This window comes from Inhella proteolytica, from assembly GCF_016093275.1.
GTDB classification, from domain to species: domain Bacteria; phylum Pseudomonadota; class Gammaproteobacteria; order Burkholderiales; family Burkholderiaceae_C; genus Inhella; species Inhella proteolytica.
In genome coordinates this window covers 170,292-193,716 of sequence record NZ_JAEDAK010000001.1, presented here as the reverse complement: position 1 = coordinate 193,716, position 23,425 = coordinate 170,292, and the positions used below count along the sequence as shown (strand labels likewise).

The following is a 23,425-nucleotide window of genomic DNA, read 5'->3' as shown; positions in this document are numbered from 1 at the left end:
ATGAGGCGGTGATTCTCCGTCTGCACCCCCATTCCCTGCAGTTCCCTGACCCGCACCAGGCCCTTGGGCCCGACAGCGACGCGCCCGGCCTGCTGGCCGTGGGGGGCGATTTGCGCCCGGAGCGCCTGGTCGAGGCCTATCGCCACGGCATCTTTCCCTGGTTCGGGCCGGGCCAGCCCATCCTGTGGTGGTGCCTGTCGCCGCGCATGGTGCTCAAGACGGCCGACTTCAAGCTCCACCCCTCGCTGCGCAAGACCCTGAGGCGCTTCCTGCGCACGCCGGGCTGCGAAGTCCGCGTCAACCACGCCCCCGAGGCCGTGATCCACGCCTGCGCCAGCACGCCGCGCGAGGGCCAGAGCGGCACCTGGATCGTGCCCGAGATGCAGCAGGCCTATGCCGAACTGGCCCGGCGGGGCATCGTGCAGTCGGTCGAGACCTGGGTCGACGGGCAGCTGGTGGGTGGGCTGTACGGCCTGCGCCTGGGGCGCATGTTCTTCGGCGAATCGATGTTCGCCCACCGGCCGGATGCCTCCAAGCTGGCCCTGTGCCAGCTGGTGGCCCTGTGCCGGCGCGATGGCATCAGCTGGATCGACTGCCAGCAGAACACCCGCCACCTGGCCAGCCTGGGCGCAGCCGAGGTTCCGCTGAACGGCTTTCTGGCGCACCTGAGCGCGACCGTGGACCAGCCGGCGCTGCCACCCTGGACCTATGATTCCGAGGCCTGGACCCACCTGTTTGAGCGGCCGTGACGCAACTCAAGGACTTGCCCTTCACCCAAGTGCAGTTCTATGCCACTGCACCCTATGCCTGCAGCTATCTTGAAAACAAGATGGCGCGCTCGCAGGTGGCCACGCCCAGTCATCTGATCCACGCCGACGCCTACTCCCAGCTCGTCACCCAGGGCTTCCGGCGCTCCGGCCTGTTCACCTACCGCCCGCAGTGCGAGCAATGCCAGGCCTGCGTGCCGCTGCGCATTCCGGTGGCCAGCTTCCAGCCCAGCCGCAGCCAGCGCCGCGCCTGGAAGCAGCACCGCAATCTGCAGGCGCGCGTGATGCGCCTGGGCTATAGCGGCGAGCATTACGAGCTCTACCTGCGCTACCAGGCCGCGCGCCACAGCGGCGGCGGCATGGACCACGACAGCGTCGACCAGTACTCGCAGTTCCTGCTGCAAAGCCGGGTGAACTCCCGCCTGATCGAGTTCCGCGAACAGGGCGCGTTGAAGATGGTGTCCATCCTGGACATGCTGACCGACGGCCTTTCGGCCGTGTACACCTTCTACGAGCCCGAGCCGGATACCAGCTACGGCACCTACAACGTGCTCTGGCAGATCGAGCAGGCGCGGCAGCTCAAGCTGCCCAACCTCTACCTGGGCTACTGGATCGAGGCCAGCCCCAAGATGGCCTACAAGTCGCGCTTCCAGCCCCACGAGGTGCTGCGCAACGGCAGCTGGCAGCGCGGCTAAGGCCACGCCCGCCTGCGGGCCCGTGCGGCCGGCGCATCAGCTGCTGCGAATTCCTTCGTTCCCCGCAAGCGCCTTCGCTTTCACAGTGGCGGTCAGTTCATCACTGCCCACCACACCATGCCCGCCTCCCTGCCCCGCCGCCTGCTCACCCTGGCCGCCGCCACCCTGCTGACCTCCGCCGCCTGGGCCAAGGACATCACCCTGCTCAACGTCAGCTACGACCCGACCCGTGAGCTGTACGTCGAGTTCAACAAGGCCTTCGCCGTCCACTACAAGGCCAAGACGGGCGATGTCGTCACCGTCAAACAGAGCCACGGCGGCTCGGGCAAGCAGGCCCGCTCCGTCATCGACGGTCTGGACGCCGATGTCGTGACGCTCGCCCTGGCCTATGACGTGGACGAACTGGCCGCCAAGGCCAAGCTGATCCCGGCCGACTGGCAGAAGCGCCTGAAACACAACAGCTCCCCCTACACCAGCACCTACCTCTTCCTGGTGCGCAAGGGCAACCCCAAAGGGATCAAGAACTGGGACGACCTGGTCAAGCCCGGCGTCTCGGTCATCACTGCCAACCCCAAGACCTCGGGCGGCGCGCGCTGGGGCTACTTGGCCGCCTATGGCTTTGCCTTGAAGCAACCCGGCGGTAACGAAGCCAGGGCCAAGGACTTCGTGACCAAGCTGTTCCAGAACGTGCCGGTGCTGGACAGCGGCGCACGCGGCTCCACGGTGACGTTTGCAGAGCGCGGCATCGGCGACGTGCTGCTGGCCTGGGAGAACGAGGCCCATCTGGCCTTGAAGGAATTCGGCACCGACAAGTTCGACATCGTCTACCCGCCCATCAGCATCCTGGCCGAGCCGCCCGTGGCCGTGGTGGACAAGAACGTCGACAAGAAGGGCACCCGCGCCGCCGCCCAGGCCTACCTGGAGCACTTGTACTCGCCGGAGGGCCAGGAGATCGTGGCCAAGCACTTTTATCGCCCGATCGACCCCAAGGTGGCGGCGGCCTACGCCAAGCACTTCCCGAAGATCAACCTCTTCACCATCGATGAGGTGTTCGGCGGCTGGACGAAAGCCCAGAAGGAGCACTTCAATGACGGCGGGGTGTTTGACCAGATCTACACCCGGCGCTGAGCGGCGATGCTGTTCACGCGCACTCTGCTCAAGCGCCACACCGTGCTGCCGGGCTTTGACCTGGCGCTGGGCCTGAGCATCCTCTACCTCAGCCTGATCGTGCTGGTGCCGCTCTCGGCGGCCTTCCTCAAAACCTTCACGCTCACCTGGCCGCAGTTCGTCGAGGCCGTCAGCACGCCGCGCGTGCTCGCCTCCTACCGGCTGACCTTCGGGGCCTCCTTCATGGCCGCGCTGCTGAACGTGGTGTTCGGGATGATCGTGGCCTGGGTGCTGGTGCGCTACCGTTTTCCGGGCCAGCGCCTGGTGGACGCGCTGGTGGATCTGCCCTTCGCCCTGCCCACCGCGGTGGCCGGCATTGCGCTCACCGCCATCTGGGCCCAGAACGGCAGCCTGGGGCAATACCTGCCCTTCAAGGTCAGCTACACGCCGCTGGGGGTGTGGGTGGCGCTGGTCTTCATCGGCCTGCCCTTTGTGGTGCGCACGGTGCAACCGGTGCTGGAAGACCTGAGCCGCGAACTGGAAGAAGCTGCCGCCACCCTCGGGGCCAGCCGCTGGCAGACAGTGCGCTTGGTGGTGCTGCCCATCCTGATGCCGGCCCTGCTGACCGGCTTTGCGCTGGCTTTCGCCCGCGCGCTGGGCGAGTACGGCTCCGTCATCTTCATCGCCGGCAACATGCCCCTGGTCAGCGAGATCACGCCCCTGCTCATCATCACCAAGCTGGAGCAGTACGACTACGCCGGCGCCACCGCCATCGCCGTGGTGATGCTGGTGGCGAGCTTCGCGATGCTGCTCACCATCAACCTGCTGCAGGCCTGGGCGCGCCGCCGCCAAGGAGGCATTGCATGAACACCGTCGCCCTGCCTGCACCGAGCCAGACATCTGCCGCCGCAAACCCGCGGCGGCTGCGCGAAGCCACCACCGAAGCCCCCTGGGTGCGCCGCACGCTGATCAGCCTGGCGCTGGCCTTCATGACCCTATTCCTCTTCGTGCCCCTGGGCACGGTGTTCTTCGAGGCCTTCAAGAAGGGCTGGGATGTCTATGTGGCGGCCCTGGTGGACCCGGACGCGCTCTCGGCCATCCAGCTCACCCTGCTGGCCGCCGCCATCAGCGTGCCGCTGAACCTGGTGTTCGGCATCGCGGCGGCCTGGTCGATCGCCAAGTTCGAGTTCCGCGGCAAGAACATCCTGCTCACGCTCATCGACCTGCCCTTCTCGGTCAGCCCGGTGATCGCCGGCCTGATCTATGTGCTGGTGTTCGGCCTGCAGGGCTGGTTTGGCGAGTGGCTGCGCGACCACAACCTGAAGGTCATCTTTGCGCTGCCCGGCATCGTGCTGGCGACCGTCTTCGTGACCTTCCCCTTCGTAGCGCGGGAGCTGATTCCGCTGATGCAGGCGCAGGGGATCGAGCAGGAGGAAGCCGCGCGCGTGCTGGGGGCCAGTGGCTGGCAGATCTTCCGCCGCGTCACCCTGCCGAACGTGAAGTGGGCGCTGTTGTACGGCGTCATCTTGTGCAACGCCCGCGCGATGGGCGAGTTCGGCGCGGTGTCGGTGGTCAGCGGCCATATCCGCGGCCAGACCAACACGATGCCTCTGCACATCGAGATTGTTTACAACGAGTACCAGTTCGCCGCCGCCTTTGCCGTGGCCTCGCTGCTGGCCGCGCTGGCCTTGGTGACCCTGGTGCTGAAGTACCTGGTGGAGCAACGCGTGAAGAAGGAATTGAGGTCCGTCCATGAGCATTGAAGTCCGCAATCTGCAGAAGGCCTTTGGCCTCACCGTCGTCTGCGACCACCTCAACCTGGACATTCCCTCGGGCGAGCTGGTGGCCCTGCTGGGGCCCTCGGGTTCGGGCAAGACGACGCTGCTGCGCATCCTGGCCGGGCTTGAGATGCCGGACGCCGGCTCGGTGCACTTCAACGGTGAAGACACCACGGGCACGGACGTGCGCGAGCGCCATGTGGGCTTCGTATTCCAGCACTACGCGCTGTTCAACCACATGACGATCTTCGAGAACGTCGCCTTCGGTCTGCGCGTCAAGCCCAAGGACCAGCGCCCCAAGGAAGCCGAGATCAAATCCAAGGTCATGCAGCTCCTGAAGCTGGTGCAGCTGGACTGGCTGGCCGAGCGCTACCCGCACCAGCTCAGCGGCGGGCAGCGCCAGCGCATCGCCCTGGCCCGCGCGCTGGCGGTGGAGCCCAAGGTGCTGCTGCTTGACGAACCCTTCGGCGCGCTGGACGCCAAGGTGCGCAAGGAGCTGCGCCGCTGGCTGCGCCGCCTGCACGATGAAGTGCATGTGACCTCGGTGTTCGTCACCCACGATCAGGAAGAGGCGATGGAAGTGGCCGACCGCATCGTCGTGATGAACGAGGGCCGCATCGAGCAGGTGGGCACGCCGGACGAGGTCTACGACCACCCGGCCTCGCCCTTCGTGCTGCAGTTTCTGGGTGATGTGAACCTGTTCCACGGCCGCAGCGTGCATGCGTCGGGCGAGGTGGTGTACGTGCGCCCGCACGAGCTGGAGATCCTGGCCGAGCCGGCTGAGGGGGCCTGGCCGGCCACGCTCTCCCAGACGCTCACCGTAGGGGCGCAGACGCGCATCGAGTTCCAGCGCGAAAGTGACGGCATGAGCGAAGGCGGCTACCTGGACGTGGAACTGCCGCGCGCCGAGTTCAGCGCCCTGCGCGAGCGGCTGACGCTGACGCGGGGCAGCAAGGTCTGGCTGCGGGCGCGGCGCATCACCCGGTTTGAGGGGCACGCCGCCTGACGGGTGAGCGGTTGGCACAGCGGCCGCAACAATCGCCGGCCGCCCTTCGGGGCACTGCCTGCCTCGGAGGCCCATGAATATTCTGCTGCGCGTCCTGGCCCTGTGCCTGCTGCTGATCGGCGCTGCCGCCCACGCCACCGAGGCGGCGCCCGAGCAGGCGCGGCAGGAGCTGATCGACCAGCTGGAGCGCGACGGCTATCTGAGCCCCACCCAGGCCCAGGAAGTGCGGCAGAAGTACCTGGGGCCGCAGGCCAGCCAGGCCCGCAGCAGCAACGAACCCGGCCTCGTGCAGCGCTTCGTCACCCTGGCGAATTTCTTCAAGCTGCTCGCCGTCATCCTGCTGCTGATCTGGGCGCGCGGCATGCTCAGGCGCTTTGCGGCCGGGCTCTGGTACGTGGTGGCCCTGCTGCCCAAGGAGGTCTACCAGGCCAGTTTCCTGCTGCTGGGCCTGGTGTTGACGATCCGGCCGGACTCGATCTGGCCCAGCCAGGCTTTCTACCTGGCCCTGTTCGGCGCCTTCGGCAACCTGATGGTGCTCGGCTGGATCATCGAGAGCCACGCCGCCCTGCGCGAGGCGCTGCAGCGCTGGTTCGGCACCGGCCTGCTGGCCACCGCGCTGTCGTCCACGCTGGCCCTGCTGTACTTCGGCGCGCTGGCGCTGGCCTACGAATCACAGGTGTTCGGCTTCTTCGCCGCGGTCAGCCTCTCCTCGATGCTGTGCTTTGGCATGAGCTACAGCCCCGGCCTGCTGACCCTGCACGTGCGCGACAAGGCGCTGGCGGCGGTGGTGCTCGGCCACCTGCTGGTGCTGCTGGCCTACAGCGCCGCCCGTCTCAGCGGCCACTGGCCCCCGGTGGCCCGGGTGTTCGACACCGGCCTGCAGTACTACTGCACCATCGCCATGGGCACGGGCTTCCTGATCGGCGCCTCGCCCTTCCGCTTCATGCCGCGCCGGCTCAGCTACCTGGCGCTGTTCCTGCTGGTGCTGGGGGCCGCGCTGGCGGCCTACCACCTGGCCGACTTCAAGGTCATCGGCAGCATCCTCTCGGTCTTCGGCGTGCTGCTGGCGCTGGAGTGGCTGGGTCATCTGTGCTGGCGCAGCGGCTTCCTGCGCGGCAGCTTCATCATGGGCATCACGCTCTTCGCGGCCTCGCTGGCCGCCGAGCGCTTCGCCGGCTTCCTGGTCTGGGGCTGAGGCTCAGCCCTCGGGGTCTTCAGCCGGCTTGGCCGCCAGGGCGCTGGCCACCACCTCGCGCGTCAGCGTAGGGGCAAAGGTCTGGATGAACTCCAGCACGAAGCTGCGTAGCACCGCACCGCGCTTGATCGCGACGCGCGTGGTGTTGAGGGCGAACAGATGGCGCGCGTCCAAGGCCACCAGATGGTCGTCGCGCGCCTCATCAAAGGCGACCGAGGCCACGATGCCCACCCCAATGCCCAGGTCCACATAGGTCTTGATGACGTCGGCATCCATGGCGGAGAGCACCACGTCGATGTCCAGCCCGGCGCGCTCGAAGGCCTCGTCGATGTGGCGGCGACCGGTGTAGCCAGGCTCGTAGGTGACCAGCGGGAACTGCGCCAGCTGCTCCAGCGTCAGCGGTTGCTGCAAGTGGGCCAGTTCGTGGCCGCGCGGCACGACGACGACGTGGCTCCAGCGGTAGCAGGGCAGGGTCACCAGATCGGGGTAGTCCGCCAGCGCCTCGGTGGCGATGCCGAGGTCGGCCGCGCCGCTGGCTACGAGCTCGGCAATTTGCCGCGGCGAGCCCTGCTGCAGATGCAGCGAGACGCGCGGGTGGCTGGCGCGGAAGTCGCGCACCGCGCCGGGCAGCACATAGCGGGCCTGGGTGTGGGTCGCCGCAACCGTCAGCATGCCGCTGTCGGACTGCACGAAATCCGCCGCCACGCGGCGCAGGTTCTCGGCCTCCTGCAGCAGGCGCTCGATGATGGGCAGGGCCAGCTCTCCGGTGGCGGTCAGACCCAGGAAACGCCGGCCCGCGCGCACGAACAGCTCGGCGGCCAGCTCGTCCTCCAGTTCCTTGATCTGGCGGCTCACGCCGGGCTGCGAGGTGTGCAAGGCCTCGGCCACCTGGGTCAGGTTGAAGCCTTGGCGGACCGTCTCGCGGACGGAGCGCAGTTGCTGGAAGTTCATGGGAGCCACGGAGTTGCGCTGAGCCGCGCAGTGTGCGCAAGCCGCTTGCGCAGGCCAACGAAGTTTCCCGGCATTGCTTATGCAGCACAGGAATGAAGCGCAGCAAACAAAAACGCGACCGCTGGAAGACCAGGGGTCGCGTTTTGTTTTGGTGGGCGGTGCAGGGTTCGAACCTGCGACCCCTGCCGTGTGAAGGCAGTGCTCTACCGCTGAGCTAACCGCCCGGTTGCGGGATTCAGCCTGATTTTGGTGGGCGGTGCAGGGTTCGAACCTGCGACCCCTGCCGTGTGAAGGCAGTGCTCTACCGCTGAGCTAACCGCCCGGTTTTCAGCGGCTGAATCGCTGTGCCCGGGAAAGCTCGCCATTATGCCACGGCTTTTGCGGCTTCCTGCAAGCTCCGCCAAATCGTCTTGCCACCGCTTTCCTTGTCCAGGCCGACCAGCAACTTGTCATGCGCCTGGCGCTCGGCTTCCGTGGCGCTCAGCACCGGCAGATTCAGGCTGGCGAAGTCAAACGCTTCCAGCTGCTCGTCCTCGCCCTGGCTGTTGGACTGCTGCTCGTCGCCCAGCAGGCTGTGCTGGCCGCGCGTGAGGCGCACGTACACCTCGGCCAGCAGTTCGGCATCCAGCAAGGCGCCGTGGTAGGTGCGGCCGCTGTTGTCCACTTCGAGGCGGCGGCACAGGGCATCGAGCGAATTGGCCTTGCCGGGAAAGAGCTCCTTGGCCAGCTGCCAGGTGTCCAGCACGCTGGCCACTCGCTCCATCACGGGCGGGCGGCCACAGCGGCGCAGCTCGGCATTCATGAAGCCGATGTCGAACGCGGCGTTGTGGATCACCAGCTGGGCGCCGGCCAGGAAGTCCATCACCTCGTCGGCCTTGTCGGCGAACAGGGGCTTGTCGGCCAGAAAGGCGGCCGACAGGCCGTGAACCTTGAAGGCCTCCTCGGGCATGTCGCGCTGCGGGTTCAGGTAGACATGCAGATGCCGGCCGGTGAGCTGGCGGTTGACCATCTCCACGCAGCCGATCTCGACGACGCGGTCGCCGCCCTCGGCTTCCAGGCCGGTGGTTTCGGTGTCGAAGAAGATCTGTCTCATGCCTTGTTCCCCTTGCGTGCGCTCCACAGCATCAAGGCCACGCCCCCCAGCACCATGGGCACACACAACCACTGGCCCTGGCTGAGCTGCAGCCAGCGCAGGCCCAGAAAGTCATCGGGCTCGCGGAAGTACTCGGCCACGAAGCGCAGGCAGCCGTAGCCGACCAGGAAGAGGCCGCTCAGCGCCCCCAGGGGCCGCGGCTTGCGCGCATAGAACCACAGGATGACGAAAAGCAGCAGGCCCTCGCCGAGCGCCTGGTAGATCTGCGAGGGGTGGCGGGGCAGGCGGTCGGGGGCCTGCGGAAAGACCATCGCCCAGGGCACGTCTGCCGCAGCCACCCGGCCCCACAGCTCGCCGTTGACAAAGTTGCCCAGCAGGCGCACTGCGGCAATGCCGGTGGGCACGCAGGGCGCCACCAGGTCGGTCACCTGCAGAAAGGGCCGCTGACGCGAGCGCGCATACAGGGCCAGCGCCACGATGACCCCGAGCAGCCCGCCGTGGAAGGACATGCCGCCCTGCCAGACCATCAGCGCCTCGAGCGGGTGCGCAAGGTAGTAGGCCGGCTTGTAGAACAGCACATAGCCCAGGCGCCCGCCCAGCACGACGCCCAGCACGCCGAAGAACAGCAGGTCGTCGACATCGCGCGCCTGCCAGCCCGCCTGCGGCGCGGCGGCCATGCGGCGGCGCACCAGGTAGAAGAACAGCGCAAAGGCGAGCAGGTAGCTCAGGCCATACCAGTGGATGGCCAGGGGCCCCAGGCGCAGGGCCACGGGATCAAACTGCGGATGGACCCACATGGGCGGCAGGGAGAGAGGAAAGAGGGCCGGCAGTGTAGTCAGCCGGCCCTTTCAGTTCTCCAGCGCACGCAGGTGCTTGCGGGCGTCTTCCAGCGCGTTGGGCGCGGCGTGGCGGTCGTTCAGGAAGCGACGCAGATGCTCGCGCGCGGCCTCCTTGCGGCCCAGTTCCTCCAGCGCAAGCCCGATGCGATGGTCCAGCGGCAAGGCCTCCGCGCCCAGCAAGGTGCGCGCGCGGATGTAGTGCTTGATGGCCTCTTCGTGCTCGCCGGCATCGGCCGCCACACGGCCCAGCAGGTAGACCGGCTGGGCCAGCCCGGGCAGCTGGCTGGCCAGGGCTTCGAAGCGGGCGCGGGCACGGGCGTGGTCGTTGGCCTTCATCCATTGGCGCGAGAGCGTGGTCCAGGCCTGCAGCACATCGTTCTGGAAGCTCAGCGAATCGCCCATCTGGATGGCCGCCAGCTCGCGCTCGGCTTCTTCCCAGCGCTTGTCACGCGAGGCCAAACGGGCGCGCAGCAGGCGCGCCTGCTCGGGGTGGCGCTCCCGGATCTCACGCTCCAGGGCCTCGGCCCGATCGCGCCCGCCGCCCACCAGGCCGGGCACCAACAGGTAGAGCTGCTGCAGATGGCTGCGTGCCTCGAAGAGCGCGGGGTCCAGTGCCACCGCCTTCTCAAACGCACCGCGGATGCGCCCCAGCAGCCCCAGGCCCCGCAGCCAACCGCCGCGCAAGGCCTCCACGCCCAGCACCACCCCCTGGGCCACCTGGCAAGGGGCGGACTGCGGGTGCAGCTGCACGCATTGCTCGGCGGCCTGACCGGCCCGGGCCAACGCCGCGGCGTCGTTGGGCAAGGCCTGGGCCAAGGCCTGCCCGACCCAGCCGTCGGGGCCGCTGCGGCTGCGCGATTCGCGCAGCAGCTCGTCATCCTTGCCCTGGTCGAACAGGCGCTGCAGCGCCGCATCCTGGAACAGGGCCGCGGCAGCGGGCAGGCTGGAGCAGGTCAGCACAAGGGTGAGGAGCAGGGTCCGCATGGCGCGAGGAGTGACAGAGGCAGGCGAAAACGGAGGCGCAGGGGTCCGGGGTTGACTGGGGTTGCCCAGGACGGCGCGCATCATCGCCGCAGCGGCAGATGATCGATGAAGCGCTGCACCACCGGCGCGGCGGGTTCCTGCCAGATCAGCCAGGTCTCGCAGGTCGGCGCACCGCGCGGGGCCGGGCGGTACACCACGCCGTCGCGCTGTAGGGCCTGCAGCGAAGCCGGCACCCAGGCCAGGCCGAAATCCGCCGACACGAGATGGATCAGCGTGGCCATCTGCACCGCCCGCTGCACGGGCTGCACCTGCACGCCCTGGGCGCGGTAGAAGTCGAGCACGGCGTCGTGCAGCGCCGGGGCGATCTCGCGCGGGAACAGCACCAGGGGCTGGGCGAGCAGCTCGGCCAGCGCCGGGCGCTCGCCCAGCCGTTCGCGCATGGCGCTGGGCAGGGCCAGCACGAAGGGTTCGCTGGCCACCCGCTGGTGGGCCAGGCCCAGCGGCGGCGCGCCCGCGGGCTGCAGCACCAGGCCGACGTCCATCTGGCCGGCCTGCAGGGCCTGCAGCTGCAGGTCCAGCGTGGCCTCGCGCAGCACCAGTTCCACACCGGGGTGGGCATCGCGAAAGCTGCGCAGCCACTGCGGCAAGGGGCCAAAGCCGGCAGGCGAGACCAGGCCCACGCGCAGCCGCCCCTGCAGCCCGCTGGCCGCCGCACGCGCCAGCTGTGGCAGCGCCTCGGCCTGGCGCAGCCAATCTGCCAAGGGCTCGCGCAAGGCCTGGCCGGCGGCGGTCAGGCGCACGCGGCGGCTGCTGCGCTCCAGCAAGGCCACGCCGCAGCGCGCCTCCAGCGCCTGCAGCGTCTTGGACACCTGGGGCTGGCGCCAGCCCAGGCGCTCGGCGGCGCGGCCGAAGTGCAGCTCCTCGGCCAACACCAGGAAGAGGCGCGCGGTCTGCGGGTCGATTGATTCCATTTTGGAATTATTGACGCGCAATAAGCAGTCTTGATCGAATGGATTCGGGTTGGAATACTGCCCTCCCCTTTCTTGCACCGGACCGCACCATGACCGCCGCCAACCGCCGCTCCAAGAACATCACCGAAGGCGTGGCCCGCGCGCCCAACCGCTCCATGTACTACGGCATGGGCTACCAGGAGGGCGACTTCGGCAAGCCCATGATCGGCGTGGCCAATGGCCACTCGACCATCACGCCCTGCAACTCCGGCCTGCAGAAGCTGGCCGATGCCGCCGTGATCGGCCTCAAGGAAGCCGGCGCCAACCCGCAGGTGTTCGGCACACCCACCATCAGCGACGGCATGGCCATGGGCACCGAGGGCATGAAGTACTCGCTCGTCTCCAGAGAGGTGATTGCCGATTGCGTGGAAACCTGCGTGGGCGGCCAATGGATGGACGGCGTGCTGGTGATCGGCGGCTGCGACAAGAACATGCCCGGCGGCCTGATGGGCATGCTGCGCGCCAACGTGCCCTCGCTCTACATCTACGGCGGCACCATCCTGCCCGGCAAGTACAAGGGCCAGGACCTGAACATCGTCTCGGTCTTCGAGGCGGTCGGCCAGTTCAGCGCCGGCAAGATGAGCGAAGAGGACTTCTGCCAGATCGAGAAGCGCGCCATCCCCGGCAGCGGCTCCTGCGGCGGCATGTACACCGCCAACACCATGAGCTCGTCCTTCGAGGCGCTGGGCATCAGCCTGCCCTACTCCTCCACCATGGCCAACGTCGAGGACGAGGTGGTGGAGAACGTCAAACGAGCCGCGGCCATCCTGGTCGAGGCCGTCAAGGCCGACCTGAAGCCCAAGGACATCGTCACCAAGCAGGCGATCGAGAACGCCGTGGCCGTCATCATGGCCACGGGCGGCTCCACCAACGCCGTGCTGCACTACCTGGCAATTGCCCACGCGGCCGGCGTCGAATGGACGATCGACGACTTCGAGCGTGTGCGCCGCCGCACACCCGTTCTCTGCGATCTCAAGCCCAGCGGCAAGTACCTGGCCATCGACCTGCACCGCGCCGGAGGCATCCCGGCCGTGATGAAGGAGCTGCTGAAGCATGGCCTGCTGCACGGTGACTGCATCACCATCACCGGCAAGACGGTGGCCGAGAACCTGGCCGAGGTGCCGGACCTGCGCGCCGACCAGGACGTGATTCGCCCGGTCAGCCAGCCGATCTACTCCGAGGGCCATCTGGCCATCCTGAAGGGCAATCTCTCGCCAGAGGGCTGCGTCGCCAAGATCACCGGCCTGAAGAACCCCGTCATCACCGGCCCGGCGCGGGTGTTCGACGACGAGCAATCGGCGCTGGCCGCCATCATGGCCGGCAAGATCCAGGCGGGTGACGTGATGGTGCTCCGGTACCTCGGCCCCAAGGGCGGCCCCGGCATGCCGGAGATGCTGGCCCCGACCGGCGCGCTGATCGGCCAGGGTCTGGGCGAATCGGTCGGCCTCATCACCGACGGCCGCTTCAGCGGCGGCACCTGGGGCATGGTGGTCGGCCACGTGGCGCCCGAGGCCTACGAGGGCGGCACCATCGCCCTGGTGCAGGAAGGCGACTCGATCACCATCGACGCCCACCAACTGCTGCTGCAGCTGAACGTGCCGGCCGAAGAGATCGCGCGCCGCAAGGCGACCTGGGTGCGCCCGGCGCCGCGCTACACGCGCGGGGTGCTGGCCAAGTTCGCCTTCAACGCCAGCTCGGCCAGCAGCGGCGCGGTGTTGGACAAGTTCGAGTAAGCGCCAGCCAGGCTTGCGCCGCTCACTTCTTGCGCTTGCGGGGGTCCGCCTGACCGATGGCCTCCAGGGCGCGCTGGCGGCGCTCTTCCTTCTTCTCATCCATGCGCTGCATGGCCTTGCGCTGCGTGTAGCCGGAGCTGTCGGCCCAAACCCACCAGATGGCGGCACCCACCAGCGGAGAGAGCACCCAGAGCCAGGACCAGCCCGCCACCGGCGATACATCCGCAAACTTGAGCAGAATCAACAACACGCCCACGATCACCAGCCACATGGCAAACCTCGCTGTTCAGTCCGCCATCACTGTAGTCTCGAACGGCCCGCTTGCCCGCACAATCCTGGCCACTCCCCTCCTCCCTCCCCCTGACAAGGACCTCTCGATGAAGACGATCTTGCGTTCCGTTCTGCTGGCCGCCGCCGGCATGATGACCGCCAACGCCGCCATGGCCGATCTGGCACTGGCGCAGAAGAAGAACTGCATGGCCTGCCACGCCGTGGACAAGAAGGTGGTGGGCCCCTCCTACAAGGACGTGGCCGCCAAGTACGCCAAGGACAAGAAGGCTGCCGACATGCTGGCCGAGAAGATCATCAAGGGCGGCAAGGGCGCCTGGGGTGAGGTGCCGATGCCGCCGAACCAGGTCACCGCCGACGAAGCCAAGAAGCTGGCCACCTGGATCCTGACGACCAAGTGAAGCGGACGCCGACGCGTCCATGAAAAACGGGCCCCGCGGGGCCCGTTTGCTTTGGCGCTGGCGCCTCAGTTGGCCTTGGCCAATTGATCCAGGATTGCGGGATTCTGGTGCCCGCTCACATCGCTGCGCGATATGAGCGGACCCCAAATCCCTCCGGCATGCTGGCGCATGCTGCCCTGCGGGCGCCCTGGATCAATTGGCCTTGGCCAATTGATCCAGGATTGCGGGATTTTCCAGGGTCGAGGTGTCCTGCGTAACTGCCTCACCCTTGGCCAGCGAGCGCAGCAGGCGCCGCATGATCTTGCCGCTGCGGGTCTTGGGCAGGTTGTCGCCGAACCGGATTTCCTTGGGCTTGGCGATCGGGCCGATCTCCTTGGCCACCCAGTTGCGCAGTTCGTTGGCGATGGCCTTGGCCTCATCGCCCGTGGGGCGGCTGCGCTTGAGCACCACGAAGGCACAGATGGCTTCGCCGGTCAGGTCGTCGGGGCGACCCACCACGGCGGCCTCGGCCACCAGCTCGGTGTGCGACACCAGCGCCGACTCGATCTCCATCGTGCCCATGCGGTGGCCGCTGACGTTGAGCACGTCGTCAATGCGGCCCGTGATGGTGAAGTAGCCCGTGTCGGCCGCGCGGCTGGCGCCGTCGCCCGCCAGGTAGTAGCCCTTGAGCTCCTCGGGGAAGTAGCTCTTCTTGTAGCGCTCCGGGTCGCCCCAGATGGTGCGGATCATGCTGGGCCAGGGCTTCTTGACGACCAGGATGCCGCCCTGCCCGTTCGGCACATCGTGCCCGGTCTCGTCCACGATGGCGGCCTGGATGCCCGGGAAGGGCAAGGTGCAGGAGCCGGGCAGTTGCGGCGTCACACCGGGCAGCGGCGTGATCATGTGGCCGCCGGTCTCGGTCTGCCACCAGGTGTCCATGATGGGGCAGCGGCTGCCCCCCACGTTTTCGTAGTACCAGAGCCAGGCAGCCGGGTTGATGGGCTCCCCCACGCTGCCCAGGATGCGCAGGCTGCTGAGGTCGTAGTTCTTGGGATGCACCGCCGGCGTGGTTTCGGCCGCCTTGATGAGCGAGCGGATGGCCGTCGGCGCCGTGTAGAACACCGTCACCTTGTGCTTCTGGATCATCTGCCAGAAGCGACCGGCATCCGGGTAGGTGGGCACGCCCTCGAACACCAGCTCGGTGCCACCCAGGGCCAGCGGGCCGTAGGCGATGTAGCTGTGGCCGGTGACCCAGCCGATGTCGGCCGTGCACCAGAACACATCGCTGTCCTGCAGGTCGAAGGTCCAGCTGGTGGTCAGCGCCGCATGCAGCAGGTAGCCGCCACTGCTGTGCTGCACGCCCTTGGGCTTGCCGGTGGAGCCGGAGGTGTAGAGCAGGAACAGCGGGTGCTCGGCATCGACCCACTCGGGCTCGCAGGTCTCGGGCTGCTGCTCGGTCAGCTCGTGCAGCCAGTGGTCGCGGTGCGCGGTCCAGTTGATGGCGCCGCCGGTGCGCTTGTAGACGATCACGTCCTTCAACGTCGGGCAAGCGCCGTCGGCCAGCGCGTCGTCGACGATGGCCTTCAGCGGCAGGGCCTTGCCGCCGCGCAACTGCTCATCGGCGGTGATCAGGGCCACGGCGCCGGCGTCCTGGATGCGGTCGCGCAGGCTCTGCGCGGAGAAGCCGCCAAACACCACCGAGTGCGTGGCGCCGATGCGCGCGCATGCCTGCATGGCGGCGACGCCCTCCACCGACATCGGCATGTAGATGACGACGCGGTCGCCCTTCTTCACGCCCTTGGCCTTGAGCGCATTGGCCAGCCGGCAGGTCAGCGCGAGCAGCTGGCTGTAGCTGGTGTTGCGCACCTGGCCGTCATCGGTCTCGAAGATGATGGCCGTGCGGTCGCCGCGGCCGGCTTCCACATGCCGGTCCAGGCAGTTGTAGGAGACGTTCAGCAGCCCATCCTCGAACCACTTGAAGAACGGGGCCTGGCTGTCGTCCAGGCTCTTCGTGAAGGGTTGCTTCCAGCTGATGTACTCGCGGCCCAGGCGGGCCCAGTAGCCGGCGTAATCGCGCTCGGCCTCGTCGCACAGCGCCTGGTAGGCGGCCATGCCTTGGATGCGGGCCTGGGTGAGGGGCGGGAACAGCGTGCTCATGGGTCTCTCCGATGGAAGCGAAACAGGGTTGACACGAATGGTGCGCATCCTCGCTGACGATGTGCTTACCTCGATTCGCGCCTGCACTAGGGTCGATCCCTAGAATCGCGCGCCTTTCCGCCCACTGCAAGCCATGTCCAACCTGCGCCCTTTGCCCAATCTGATCTTCGCCAGCCGCTGGCTGCAACTGCCGCTCTATCTCGGCCTGATCCTGGCTCAGGCGGTCTACGTCTTTCACTTCTGGGTCGAACTGGTGCACCTGATCGAGGCGGCCTTTGGCAGCCAGGACGCACTGAACACCCTGGTCTCCAGCATCGGTTACGTCACGATCGATCCAGTGACCAAACAGGCCTTGGCGCCCAAGCTGAACGAAACCGTCATCATGCTGGTGGTGCTGGGCCTGATCGACGTGGTGATGATCAGCAACCTGCTCATCATGGTGATCGTGGGCGGCTACGAAACCTTCGTCTCGCGCATGAACCTGGAAGGCCACCCGGACCAGCCCGAATGGCTGAGCCATGTGAACGCTTCGGTGCTGAAGGTCAAGCTGGCCACGGCCATCATCGGCATCTCGTCCATCCACCTGCTCAAGACCTTCATCAACGCGCAGAGCTACTCGACGCATGTGGTGATGTGGCAGACCATCATCCACGCGGTGTTCCTGATCTCGGCCCTGGCCATTGCCTACACCGACCGGCTGCTGCACCCCGCCCCCAGCGCATCGGACGCTCACTAAGGGAAAGTCCCCCCAAGACCGCGCCGCCCCTATGGGCGGCGCTTGTTTTTGGGCCGCTTGAAAGATTCGCGCAAGCTAGGCGTCAGAGCTCGGTCAGCCCATCTCCAAAGAATCCGCGGCATTCCCACCGCCATTAGGAGACTGCCATGGGCGATTCGGTTGTCGAGAAGGTCAAGAACCACCCCAAGTACCTGGAGCTCAAGCGCAAGCGCAATGCCCTGGGGGCCCTGCTGACGGTGCTGATGCTGGCCGTGTACTACGGCTACGTGTCGCTGATCGCATTCAACAAGGCCTTTCTGGCCCAGCCCCTGAGCACCGGGGTGACGTCGCTGGGCGTGCCGATCGGCATGGCGGTGATCGTGTTCACCGTGGTCATCACCGGCATCTACGTGCGCCGCGCGAACCGCGAGTTCGACGCGCTGACCCAAGCCATCCTGAAGGACGCCAAGTCATGAACGCCAAGCTCCTTGTGCTGCTCAGCAGCCTGATCGGTGGCGCCGCCCTCGCGGCCGGCGCCGACCTCGGCCAAACCGCCAAGCAAGCCACCAACTGGACCGCGATCTCCATGTTCGCGCTCTTCGTGGTGGGCACGCTGTGGATCACCAAGTGGGCGGCCGCACGCACCCGCTCGGCGGCCGATTTCTACACCGCCGGCGGCGGCATCACCGGCTTCCAGAACGGCCTGGCGATCGCGGGTGACTACATGTCGGCCGCGTCCTTCCTGGGCATCTCGGCGGCCGTGATGGCCAGCGGCTACGACGGCCTGATCTACTCGATCGGCTTCCTCGTCGGCTGGCCCGTCATCACCTTCCTGATGGCCGAACGCCTGCGCAACCTGGGCAAATTCACCTTTGCCGACGTGGCCGGCTACCGCTTCAAGCAGACCCCGATCCGCGCCTTCGCGGCCAGCGGCACGCTCGTCGTCGTGGCCTTCTACCTGATCGCCCAGATGGTTGGCGCGGGCGCGCTGATCAAGCTGCTGTTCGGCCTGGAGTACTGGGTCGCCGTGGTGCTGGTGGGCGCGCTGATGATGGTCTACGTGCTGTTCGGCGGCATGACGGCCACCACCTGGGTGCAGATCATCAAGGCCGTGCTGCTGCTCAGCGGCGTGACCTTCATGGCGTTCATGGTGATGGCGCAGTATGGCTTCAGCCCCGAGGCCCTGTTCGCCAAGGCCGTGCAGGTCAAGACCGACATCGCCGCCCAAGGTGGCAAGGACGCCGAGGCGGCGGCCAGCGCCGGCCTGTCCATCATGGGCCCGGGTGGCTTCATCAAGGACCCGATCTCGGCCATCAGCTTCGGCATGGCGCTGATGTTCGGTACCGCCGGTCTGCCCCACATCCTGATGCGTTTCTTCACCGTGCCGGACGCCAAGGAAGCCCGCAAGTCGGTGCTGTGGGCCACCACCTGGATCGGCTACTTCTACATCCTGATCTTCATCATCGGCTTCGGCGCCATCACCCTGGTGCTCACCAACCCGGAGATGGCCGACACGGCCAAGGGCGTGATCAAGGGCGGCGCGGGCACGGCCAATATGGCGGCGGTGCTGGTGGCCAAGACGGTGGGCGGCAATGTGTTCTACGGCTTCATCTCGGCCGTGGCATTCGCCACCATCCTGGCCGTGGTGGCCGGCCTGACGCTCTCGGGCGCCTCGGCCGTCAGCCACGACCTCTACGCCACCGTGCTGAAGAAGGGCAAGGCCGACTCCGCCGCCGAGCTGAAGGTCTCGCGCGTCACCACCCTGGCCCTGGGCCTCGTGGCGGTGGTGCTGGGCATCGCCTTCGAGAAGCAGAACATCGCCTTCATGGTGAGCCTGGCCTTCGCCATCGCCGCCAGCGCCAACTTCCCGGTGCTCTTCATGAGCGTGCTGTGGAAGGACTGCACCACCAAGGGTGCGGTGACGGGCGGCTTCGTCGGCCTGATCAGCTCGGTGGCGCTGACCGTGGTGTCGCCCTCGGTCTGGGAAGCCACGCTCGGCAACCCCAAGGGTTCGGCGCTGTTCCCCTACACCTCGCCGGCGCTGTTCTCGATGACGGCCGCCTTCCTGGTGATCTGGCTGGTCTCGCTGCTGGACCGCTCCAGCCAGGCCGCCAAGGAACGCGCCGCCTTCGACGCCCAGCAGGTGCGCTCGGAAACCGGCCTGGGTGCCGCTGGAGCCTCCGGCCACTGAACGGCTACACCTGAATGAAAAGGGCCGGTCATCGACCGGCCCTTTTTCATGGCGCACTCACTTCGTATGGCGCTCGATCCAGGCAAAGAACTCCTGGTACCAGAGCTTGGAATTGCGCGGCTTCAGGATCCAGTGGTTCTCGTCCGGGAACCACACCAGGCGGGCCGGCACGCCGCGCGCCTTCAAGGTGTTGTAGTAGGCCAGGCCCTGGGCATCGGGCACGCGGTAGTCCAGTTGGCCGTGGATGACGAGCGTGGGCGTCTGGCAGTGCTGGGCAAAGGCGTGCGGGCTCTGGGCCGCCACCTTGGCGGGGTCGTCCCAGTAGGCGGCGCCCAGCTCGCGCGGGAACCAGGTGTAGCCGTCGGTGGCGAACATGGCCTGCCAGTCGTAGCAGCCGGCGTGGCACACATAGGCACGGTAGCGGCCTGGCGCCACACCCTGCCCGGTGTGGCCGTTCATCCAGGCCACCATGTAGCCGCCGTAGCTGCCGCCGGTGGCGGTGATGCGCTTCTTGTCCACCCAGCGCTGCTGCAGCAGCCAGTCGGTGCCGGCCTCCACGTCCTGCAGCTCCAGCTCGCCCCAGCGGTGGGTGATGCTGTCCTTGAACGCGAAGCCGAAGCTGGAGGAGCCGTGGTAATTCACGCAGGCCACGACCTGGCCCTGATTGGCAAAGACCTGGTGGTTCCAGCGCCAGTGCCAGCTGTCGCCAAAGGCGGTGTGCGGGCCGCCATGGATGACGTGCATCGCCGGCCACTTCTTCTTGCGGTCAAAGCCCGGCGGGTAGACCAGCCACATCTGCACCGCATCGCCCTGGGCACCCTGCAGCCAGACCTCCTCGTGCGCGCCGAAGGCGTGCTGGGCCAGCTGGGCGTCGTTGAGCTGCTCGATGCGCACCGGGCCGTCCGCCCCCAGCACCGAGAGTCGGGGCGGGAACTGCACGGCGTCGTGCAGCACCACCACGGCATCGGCCTGGGCATCGAAGGCGGCCAGATGGCCGCCCTCGAACAGCAGGGCCGGCTCGGCGCGCGTCTGCAAATCGAACTCGCACAGGTGGCGGCGGCCTTGGTCCTCGGCGGCGAAACGGATCGCCAGATCGTCGGCGCGCCAGCGCAGCGGGGCTTCGACTTCGCGGTCGAAGTCGGCGCTCAGCACCGCCCATTGGCCCTGGGTGTCCAGCACCGCCAGCTGGGCCGGCGCGGTGTGCCGCTTGCCCTGCTGGGCGGCCACGAAAGCCAGGTGCTGGCCCCCGTGGCTGTAGGCGGGCGCGTCAAAGCTCCACTCGGCCTCCTGCAAGAGCACACGGACGGCACCGGTCTTGATCTCCAGCTCGGCCAAGGCAAAGCAGTTGTCGGGGCGCTTCTCCGCCGCTGGGTCAAAGGCAAAGGCGATGCGGCGGCCGTCAGGCGAGACGGCAAAGCTGTTCACGCCCGGCTCGCGCCAGTCCAGCGACACCCCGCTGCCCTGCATCAGGTTGCGCACCTTGCCGGTCTTCAGCTCGATGGCATGCAGCTGCGGCTGGCGGCCCATGGGGATGTGGTGATCCCAGTGGCGGTACAGGGCCTCGTCGGTCACATAGGCGCTCTCCTTGCGGGCCTTGAAGTCCTTCAGCGCCTTGGCCTGCGCCTCCATGCCCTTGAGCTCGGGCCAGACCCAGGAGATGAAGATGATGCTGCGGCTGTCCGGCGCCCAGCGGAAGGCCTCGACGCCGGTGGGCACGCTGCCCAGGCGCTGCGCCTCGCCACCATCGGGGGCAATCAGGTAGAGCTGCGGCTCCTCGTCCTTCACACCACCCTGCTCGCGCTTGGCGGTGAAGGCGATCCAGCGCCCGTCCGGGCTCCAGCGGGGCTGGCCGTCCTTGTCGCCGGCCTCGGTCAGGCGGCGGGGCTCGCCGCCCAGGGTGGAGAACAGGTAGAGGCTGCTGCGCGCCTGGTTCTGTTCCATGTCGTGGCGGGTGACGCTGGCCACGGCCTGGGCGCCGTCGGGGCTGAGGCTGGGCTCACCGATGCGGGCCAGGGCCCAGAGGGCATCGACATCAAAGGGCTTGAGGGTGCGCGGCATGACTGGGCTGCGAAGGCTGTGAAGCCGCGCAGTGTGTCAGCTGCGCTGAATGCCTGCCGGTCGTTGGCCCGCATCTTCCCAAGCGCCCGACTGGAACCAGGGGTCACCATCCAGTGCCGCCACCAGCATGGGCAGGGCGTCCTGCCCCCAGAACAACTTGCCCTGCCACGCGATGGTCGGCACGCCGAACACGCCGGCGGCCAGGGCCGCGTCGGTGGCCTCGCGCAGGCGGCGCTTGGCGGCTTCCTCATCGGCGCGGCGCTGCGGCGCCAGGGTCTCGGCCAGGGCCTGCAGCCGGGCGGGCTCATTGGCGTCCGCGCCCTGCCCTTGCCAGACATGGTTCAGCAGCTGCTCCACCACCCAGCGCGAAGGGGTCGAGCCCTCATCGCAGCAGGCCCAGGCCAGGCGCAGCAGGGCCAGGGGGTTGAAGGGGTGCTGAGCCGGCAGGCTCAGGCCCTGTTCGCGGCCCAGCCAGAGCACCTGGCGGTAGGTCCAGGCGCGCTTGCTCTCGATCTCGGCCGGGCCTTTTTGACCATTCGCCTTGAGCAGGGCGCCGAACAGCACGGGCACGTAGTCGACCACATGGTTGTGGCCCCGCAGCGCCTCGGGCAGGTTCCAGAACGCCAGCGCGGCATAGGGCGAGATCGGGTCGAAGTAGAAGCGCAACGCGTGCATCAGAGGCCCTCGGGCAGCGCCACGGGCTTGAGCCCCAACGCCGCGCGGCGCGCGGGCAGCTGCTGCCAGATCTCGCGCTTGCGCGCCTCGCTGGCCTGGCCCCAGCCGGCGATCTCATCAATACGGCGCGCGCAGCCCAGGCAAAAGCGGCCGGCGGCGTCCATCTTGCAGACGTTGATGCACGGGGAAGGCAAGGACTCAGGATTCATCGGTGAAGGGGTGCACGGTGGCTGCGGCCAGTTGCTGCAGTTGATCGGGGGGCAGGCCGAAGACGGTACGTGGGTGGCCGGCCGCCGCCCAGACGGTGGCGAAGCGCCACAGGCTCGGGTCCATCAGCACGCGCGGGGCGCTCGCGGCCTCGGCCGGGGCAAAGCCCAGCGGCGCCACGCCGCCGATGGCAAAACCGGTGTGGCGGCGCACGAAGTCGGCATCGGCGCGGCCGGGCGGGCCCAGCTCGGGCGGCAGGCGCTCGGCCTGCACGCGGCGGTCGCCCGCGGTGATGCAGAGCACCGCGGCATCGCCACAGCGCAGGATGACGGACTTGGCAATCGCGCCCAGCGGCACGCCCAGTTGTTCGGCCGCCTGGGCGGCGGTGTGTGCGCCGTCGGCAAGCCATTGCGGCCGCACGCTGGCGCCACCGACGGCCAGGGCCTGCTGCACGCGCTCGACGGCGGGGTGGGAAGGTTCGCTGCTCATGCGCCGGATTGGAGCATTGCGGAACAATCCCCTGCATGCCGATGCGCTCCCTGCCCCTGCCCGCCCACGTCCCCGGCCGCCTCTGGCTGCACTCCATGCCCGGCCGGCTGGAACCCTGGGCCCAGTTCGAAGCCCTGGCCACGGAAGCAGGCCTGACCCGCATCGTCTGCCTGACGCCCTGGGACGAGGTGGAGCGCCTGGCCCCGGCCTATGCCGTGGCCCTGGGCCACCGCACACCCTGGCATTGGCAGCACCTGGAGATGCAGGACTTCGGCCTGCACGCCGATGCGCAGCGCTTCCGGCTGGGGGTGCTGGAGATTGCCGACGCGCTGCGCCAGGGTGAATCGGTGCTGCTGCACTGCGCCGCGGGCATCGGCCGCACCGGCACCACCGCCGCCTGCGTGCTCAAGCTGCTGGGGCTGGACGCTGCCGCCGCCCTGCAGCAGGTGCGCGCCGCCGGCTCCAACCCGCAATCGGCGCTGCAGTCCGGTTTGCTGGATGTCTTTTGAACTGGTCTACCGCGACGACGAGCTGATCGTCATCGACAAACCGGCCGGCCTGCTGAGCGTGCCCGGCCGCGGCGCGGACAAGCAGGACTGCGCCTGGAGCCGCGTGCAGGCGCAGTTCCCCGAGGCCCTGGTGGTGCACCGCCTGGACATGGCCACCTCCGGCCTGCTGCTGTTCGCACGCGGGCCAGCCGCACAGCGCGAGTGGTCGATGCGCTTTGCCGCGCGTCAGGTTGAGAAGCGCTACGTCGCCCAGGTGTGGGGCGAGCTGGCCAGCCCCGCGTGGCAACGCATCGACCTGCCCCTGCTGGCCGACTGGCCGAACCGCCCGCTGCAGAAGGTCGACCTGGCGCAGGGCAAGCCCAGCCAGACCGACTGGCGCAGCGCCCCCGGCCCCTGCCCCAGCGGGCAAAGCCGCCTGGAGCTGCGCCCGGTGACGGGCCGCGCCCACCAGCTGCGCGTGCACCTGCTGGCGCTGGGCCACCCCATCGTGGGCGACGCCTTGTACGACCCCGCGCGGCCGGCGCCACGCCTGCTGCTGCACGCAGAGCGACTGGCGGCGGAAGGGCTGGACCTGCACGCCCCCGCGCCCTTCTGAGCC

25 protein-coding genes and 2 tRNA genes are annotated in these 23,425 nt (G+C 68.0%); 14 read left to right on the top strand and 13 right to left on the bottom strand.

What is annotated here, in order from left to right; genetic code table 11:
• Nucleotides 1–8: 8 nt before the first annotated feature.
• The 7 genes from aat to I7X39_RS00800 all read left to right on the top strand — a co-directional run bounded on the left by aat (nt 9) and on the right by I7X39_RS00800 (nt 6,548).
• Complete coding sequence (gene aat, locus I7X39_RS00830; protein WP_198109056.1) at nt 9–749, top strand: leucyl/phenylalanyl-tRNA--protein transferase; 741 nt, start codon at nt 9–11, stop codon at nt 747–749.
• Nucleotides 746–1,462, top strand: coding sequence for an arginyltransferase (locus I7X39_RS00825; protein ID WP_198109055.1), 717 nt, complete (start codon nt 746–748; stop codon nt 1,460–1,462). The genes aat and I7X39_RS00825 overlap by 4 nt, the downstream gene beginning before the upstream one ends.
• Before the next feature lie 117 nt (nt 1,463–1,579).
• Nucleotides 1,580–2,590 carry a sulfate ABC transporter substrate-binding protein gene (locus I7X39_RS00820; RefSeq protein ID WP_198109054.1) on the top strand — a complete coding sequence of 337 codons (1,011 nt, stop codon included), beginning with the start codon at nt 1,580–1,582 and terminating at the stop codon, nt 2,588–2,590.
• Between the two features lie 6 nt (nt 2,591–2,596).
• Nucleotides 2,597–3,436 carry a sulfate ABC transporter permease subunit CysT gene (gene cysT / locus I7X39_RS00815; RefSeq protein ID WP_198109053.1) on the top strand — a complete coding sequence of 280 codons (840 nt, stop codon included), beginning with the start codon at nt 2,597–2,599 and terminating at the stop codon, nt 3,434–3,436.
• Entirely contained in the window at nt 3,433–4,332 is a 900-nt protein-coding gene (cysW, locus tag I7X39_RS00810; RefSeq protein WP_198109052.1) for a sulfate ABC transporter permease subunit CysW, read from the top strand. The genes cysT and cysW overlap by 4 nt, the downstream gene beginning before the upstream one ends.
• Entirely contained in the window at nt 4,322–5,353 is a 1,032-nt protein-coding gene (locus tag I7X39_RS00805) for a sulfate/molybdate ABC transporter ATP-binding protein (RefSeq protein ID WP_198109051.1), read from the top strand. Before cysW ends, I7X39_RS00805 begins: the two co-directional genes overlap by 11 nt.
• A gap of 73 nt (nt 5,354–5,426) precedes the next feature.
• Complete coding sequence (locus I7X39_RS00800; protein ID WP_198109050.1) at nt 5,427–6,548, top strand: hypothetical protein; 1,122 nt, start codon at nt 5,427–5,429, stop codon at nt 6,546–6,548.
• 3 nt (nt 6,549–6,551) lie between these two features.
• Here the strand turns inward: I7X39_RS00800 and I7X39_RS00795 are convergent, their stop codons facing one another.
• The 7 genes from I7X39_RS00795 to I7X39_RS00765 form a co-directional block, all read right to left on the bottom strand.
• Complete coding sequence (locus I7X39_RS00795) at nt 6,552–7,499, bottom strand: CysB family HTH-type transcriptional regulator (protein WP_198109049.1); 948 nt, start codon at nt 7,497–7,499, stop codon at nt 6,552–6,554.
• A gap of 149 nt (nt 7,500–7,648) precedes the next feature.
• Nucleotides 7,649–7,723 (bottom strand) — tRNA-Val (locus I7X39_RS00790).
• A gap of 23 nt (nt 7,724–7,746) precedes the next feature.
• Nucleotides 7,747–7,821, bottom strand: a tRNA-Val gene (locus tag I7X39_RS00785).
• A 42-nt stretch (nt 7,822–7,863) separates the two neighbouring features.
• Complete coding sequence (dnaQ, locus tag I7X39_RS00780; RefSeq protein WP_198109048.1) at nt 7,864–8,592, bottom strand: DNA polymerase III subunit epsilon; 729 nt, start codon at nt 8,590–8,592, stop codon at nt 7,864–7,866.
• Nucleotides 8,589–9,389 (bottom strand): prolipoprotein diacylglyceryl transferase, encoded by an 801-nt coding sequence (gene lgt, locus I7X39_RS00775; RefSeq protein WP_198109047.1) that lies wholly within the window; start codon nt 9,387–9,389, stop codon nt 8,589–8,591. Before lgt ends, dnaQ begins: the two co-directional genes overlap by 4 nt.
• A 51-nt stretch (nt 9,390–9,440) precedes the next feature.
• On the bottom strand, nt 9,441–10,415 hold the full coding sequence (locus tag I7X39_RS00770; protein WP_198109046.1) for a tetratricopeptide repeat protein: 975 nt from the start codon (nt 10,413–10,415) through the stop codon (nt 9,441–9,443).
• Nucleotides 10,416–10,495: 80 nt separating this feature from the next.
• Nucleotides 10,496–11,386: a LysR family transcriptional regulator gene (locus I7X39_RS00765; protein ID WP_198109045.1), complete on the bottom strand. Its 891-nt coding sequence runs from the start codon at nt 11,384–11,386 to the stop codon at nt 10,496–10,498.
• An 89-nt stretch (nt 11,387–11,475) separates the two neighbouring features.
• Between I7X39_RS00765 and ilvD the strand changes: the two genes are divergently transcribed.
• The gene (gene ilvD / locus I7X39_RS00760) at nt 11,476–13,158 is read left to right on the top strand and encodes a dihydroxy-acid dehydratase (protein WP_198109044.1); all 1,683 of its coding nucleotides are present in this window, start codon (nt 11,476–11,478) and stop codon (nt 13,156–13,158) included.
• A gap of 22 nt (nt 13,159–13,180) precedes the next feature.
• Here the strand turns inward: ilvD and I7X39_RS00755 are convergent, their stop codons facing one another.
• The gene (locus tag I7X39_RS00755; protein ID WP_198109043.1) at nt 13,181–13,429 is read right to left on the bottom strand and encodes a TIGR04438 family Trp-rich protein; all 249 of its coding nucleotides are present in this window, start codon (nt 13,427–13,429) and stop codon (nt 13,181–13,183) included.
• Between the two features lie 106 nt (nt 13,430–13,535).
• On the opposite strand from I7X39_RS00755, the gene I7X39_RS00750 reads away from it, so the two are divergent.
• A complete protein-coding gene (locus I7X39_RS00750) occupies nt 13,536–13,847 on the top strand; it encodes a c-type cytochrome (RefSeq protein ID WP_198109042.1) in 312 nt (103 codons plus the stop codon).
• A gap of 192 nt (nt 13,848–14,039) precedes the next feature.
• Here the strand turns inward: I7X39_RS00750 and acs are convergent, their stop codons facing one another.
• Complete coding sequence (gene acs / locus I7X39_RS00745) at nt 14,040–15,983, bottom strand: acetate--CoA ligase (protein ID WP_198109041.1); 1,944 nt, start codon at nt 15,981–15,983, stop codon at nt 14,040–14,042.
• A 133-nt stretch (nt 15,984–16,116) separates the two neighbouring features.
• Here acs and I7X39_RS00740 point away from each other — a divergent pair, with 133 nt between their 5' ends.
• From I7X39_RS00740 to I7X39_RS00730, 3 genes are all read left to right on the top strand, one after another.
• Nucleotides 16,117–16,719, top strand: a complete 603-nt coding sequence (locus tag I7X39_RS00740; RefSeq protein WP_198109040.1) for a TIGR00645 family protein — start codon at nt 16,117–16,119, stop codon at nt 16,717–16,719.
• Between the two features lie 146 nt (nt 16,720–16,865).
• On the top strand, nt 16,866–17,174 hold the full coding sequence (locus I7X39_RS00735; protein WP_198109039.1) for a DUF485 domain-containing protein: 309 nt from the start codon (nt 16,866–16,868) through the stop codon (nt 17,172–17,174).
• On the top strand, nt 17,171–18,889 hold the full coding sequence (locus I7X39_RS00730; protein WP_198109038.1) for a cation acetate symporter: 1,719 nt from the start codon (nt 17,171–17,173) through the stop codon (nt 18,887–18,889). Before I7X39_RS00735 ends, I7X39_RS00730 begins: the two co-directional genes overlap by 4 nt.
• Before the next feature lie 57 nt (nt 18,890–18,946).
• On the opposite strand, the gene I7X39_RS00725 is transcribed toward I7X39_RS00730, so the two are convergent.
• Genes I7X39_RS00725 through I7X39_RS00710 form a run of 4 tightly spaced genes read right to left on the bottom strand, consistent with a single transcriptional unit; the run spans nt 18,947 to nt 22,318 of the window.
• On the bottom strand, nt 18,947–20,947 hold the full coding sequence (locus tag I7X39_RS00725) for a S9 family peptidase (RefSeq protein ID WP_198109037.1): 2,001 nt from the start codon (nt 20,945–20,947) through the stop codon (nt 18,947–18,949).
• Nucleotides 20,948–20,983: 36 nt separating this feature from the next.
• Nucleotides 20,984–21,622 (bottom strand): 2-hydroxychromene-2-carboxylate isomerase, encoded by a 639-nt coding sequence (locus tag I7X39_RS00720; RefSeq protein WP_198109036.1) that lies wholly within the window; start codon nt 21,620–21,622, stop codon nt 20,984–20,986.
• Nucleotides 21,622–21,816 (bottom strand): DUF1289 domain-containing protein, encoded by a 195-nt coding sequence (locus tag I7X39_RS00715; RefSeq protein WP_232351628.1) that lies wholly within the window; start codon nt 21,814–21,816, stop codon nt 21,622–21,624. Before I7X39_RS00715 ends, I7X39_RS00720 begins: the two co-directional genes overlap by 1 nt.
• Before the next feature lie 4 nt (nt 21,817–21,820).
• A complete protein-coding gene (locus tag I7X39_RS00710) occupies nt 21,821–22,318 on the bottom strand; it encodes a YbaK/EbsC family protein (protein WP_198109034.1) in 498 nt (165 codons plus the stop codon).
• A 35-nt stretch (nt 22,319–22,353) separates the two neighbouring features.
• Between I7X39_RS00710 and I7X39_RS00705 the strand changes: the two genes are divergently transcribed.
• Nucleotides 22,354–22,827 carry a protein-tyrosine phosphatase family protein gene (locus I7X39_RS00705; RefSeq protein WP_198109033.1) on the top strand — a complete coding sequence of 158 codons (474 nt, stop codon included), beginning with the start codon at nt 22,354–22,356 and terminating at the stop codon, nt 22,825–22,827.
• Complete coding sequence (locus I7X39_RS00700; protein ID WP_198109032.1) at nt 22,817–23,422, top strand: pseudouridine synthase; 606 nt, start codon at nt 22,817–22,819, stop codon at nt 23,420–23,422. The genes I7X39_RS00705 and I7X39_RS00700 overlap by 11 nt, the downstream gene beginning before the upstream one ends.
• Nucleotides 23,423–23,425 lie beyond the last annotated feature (3 nt).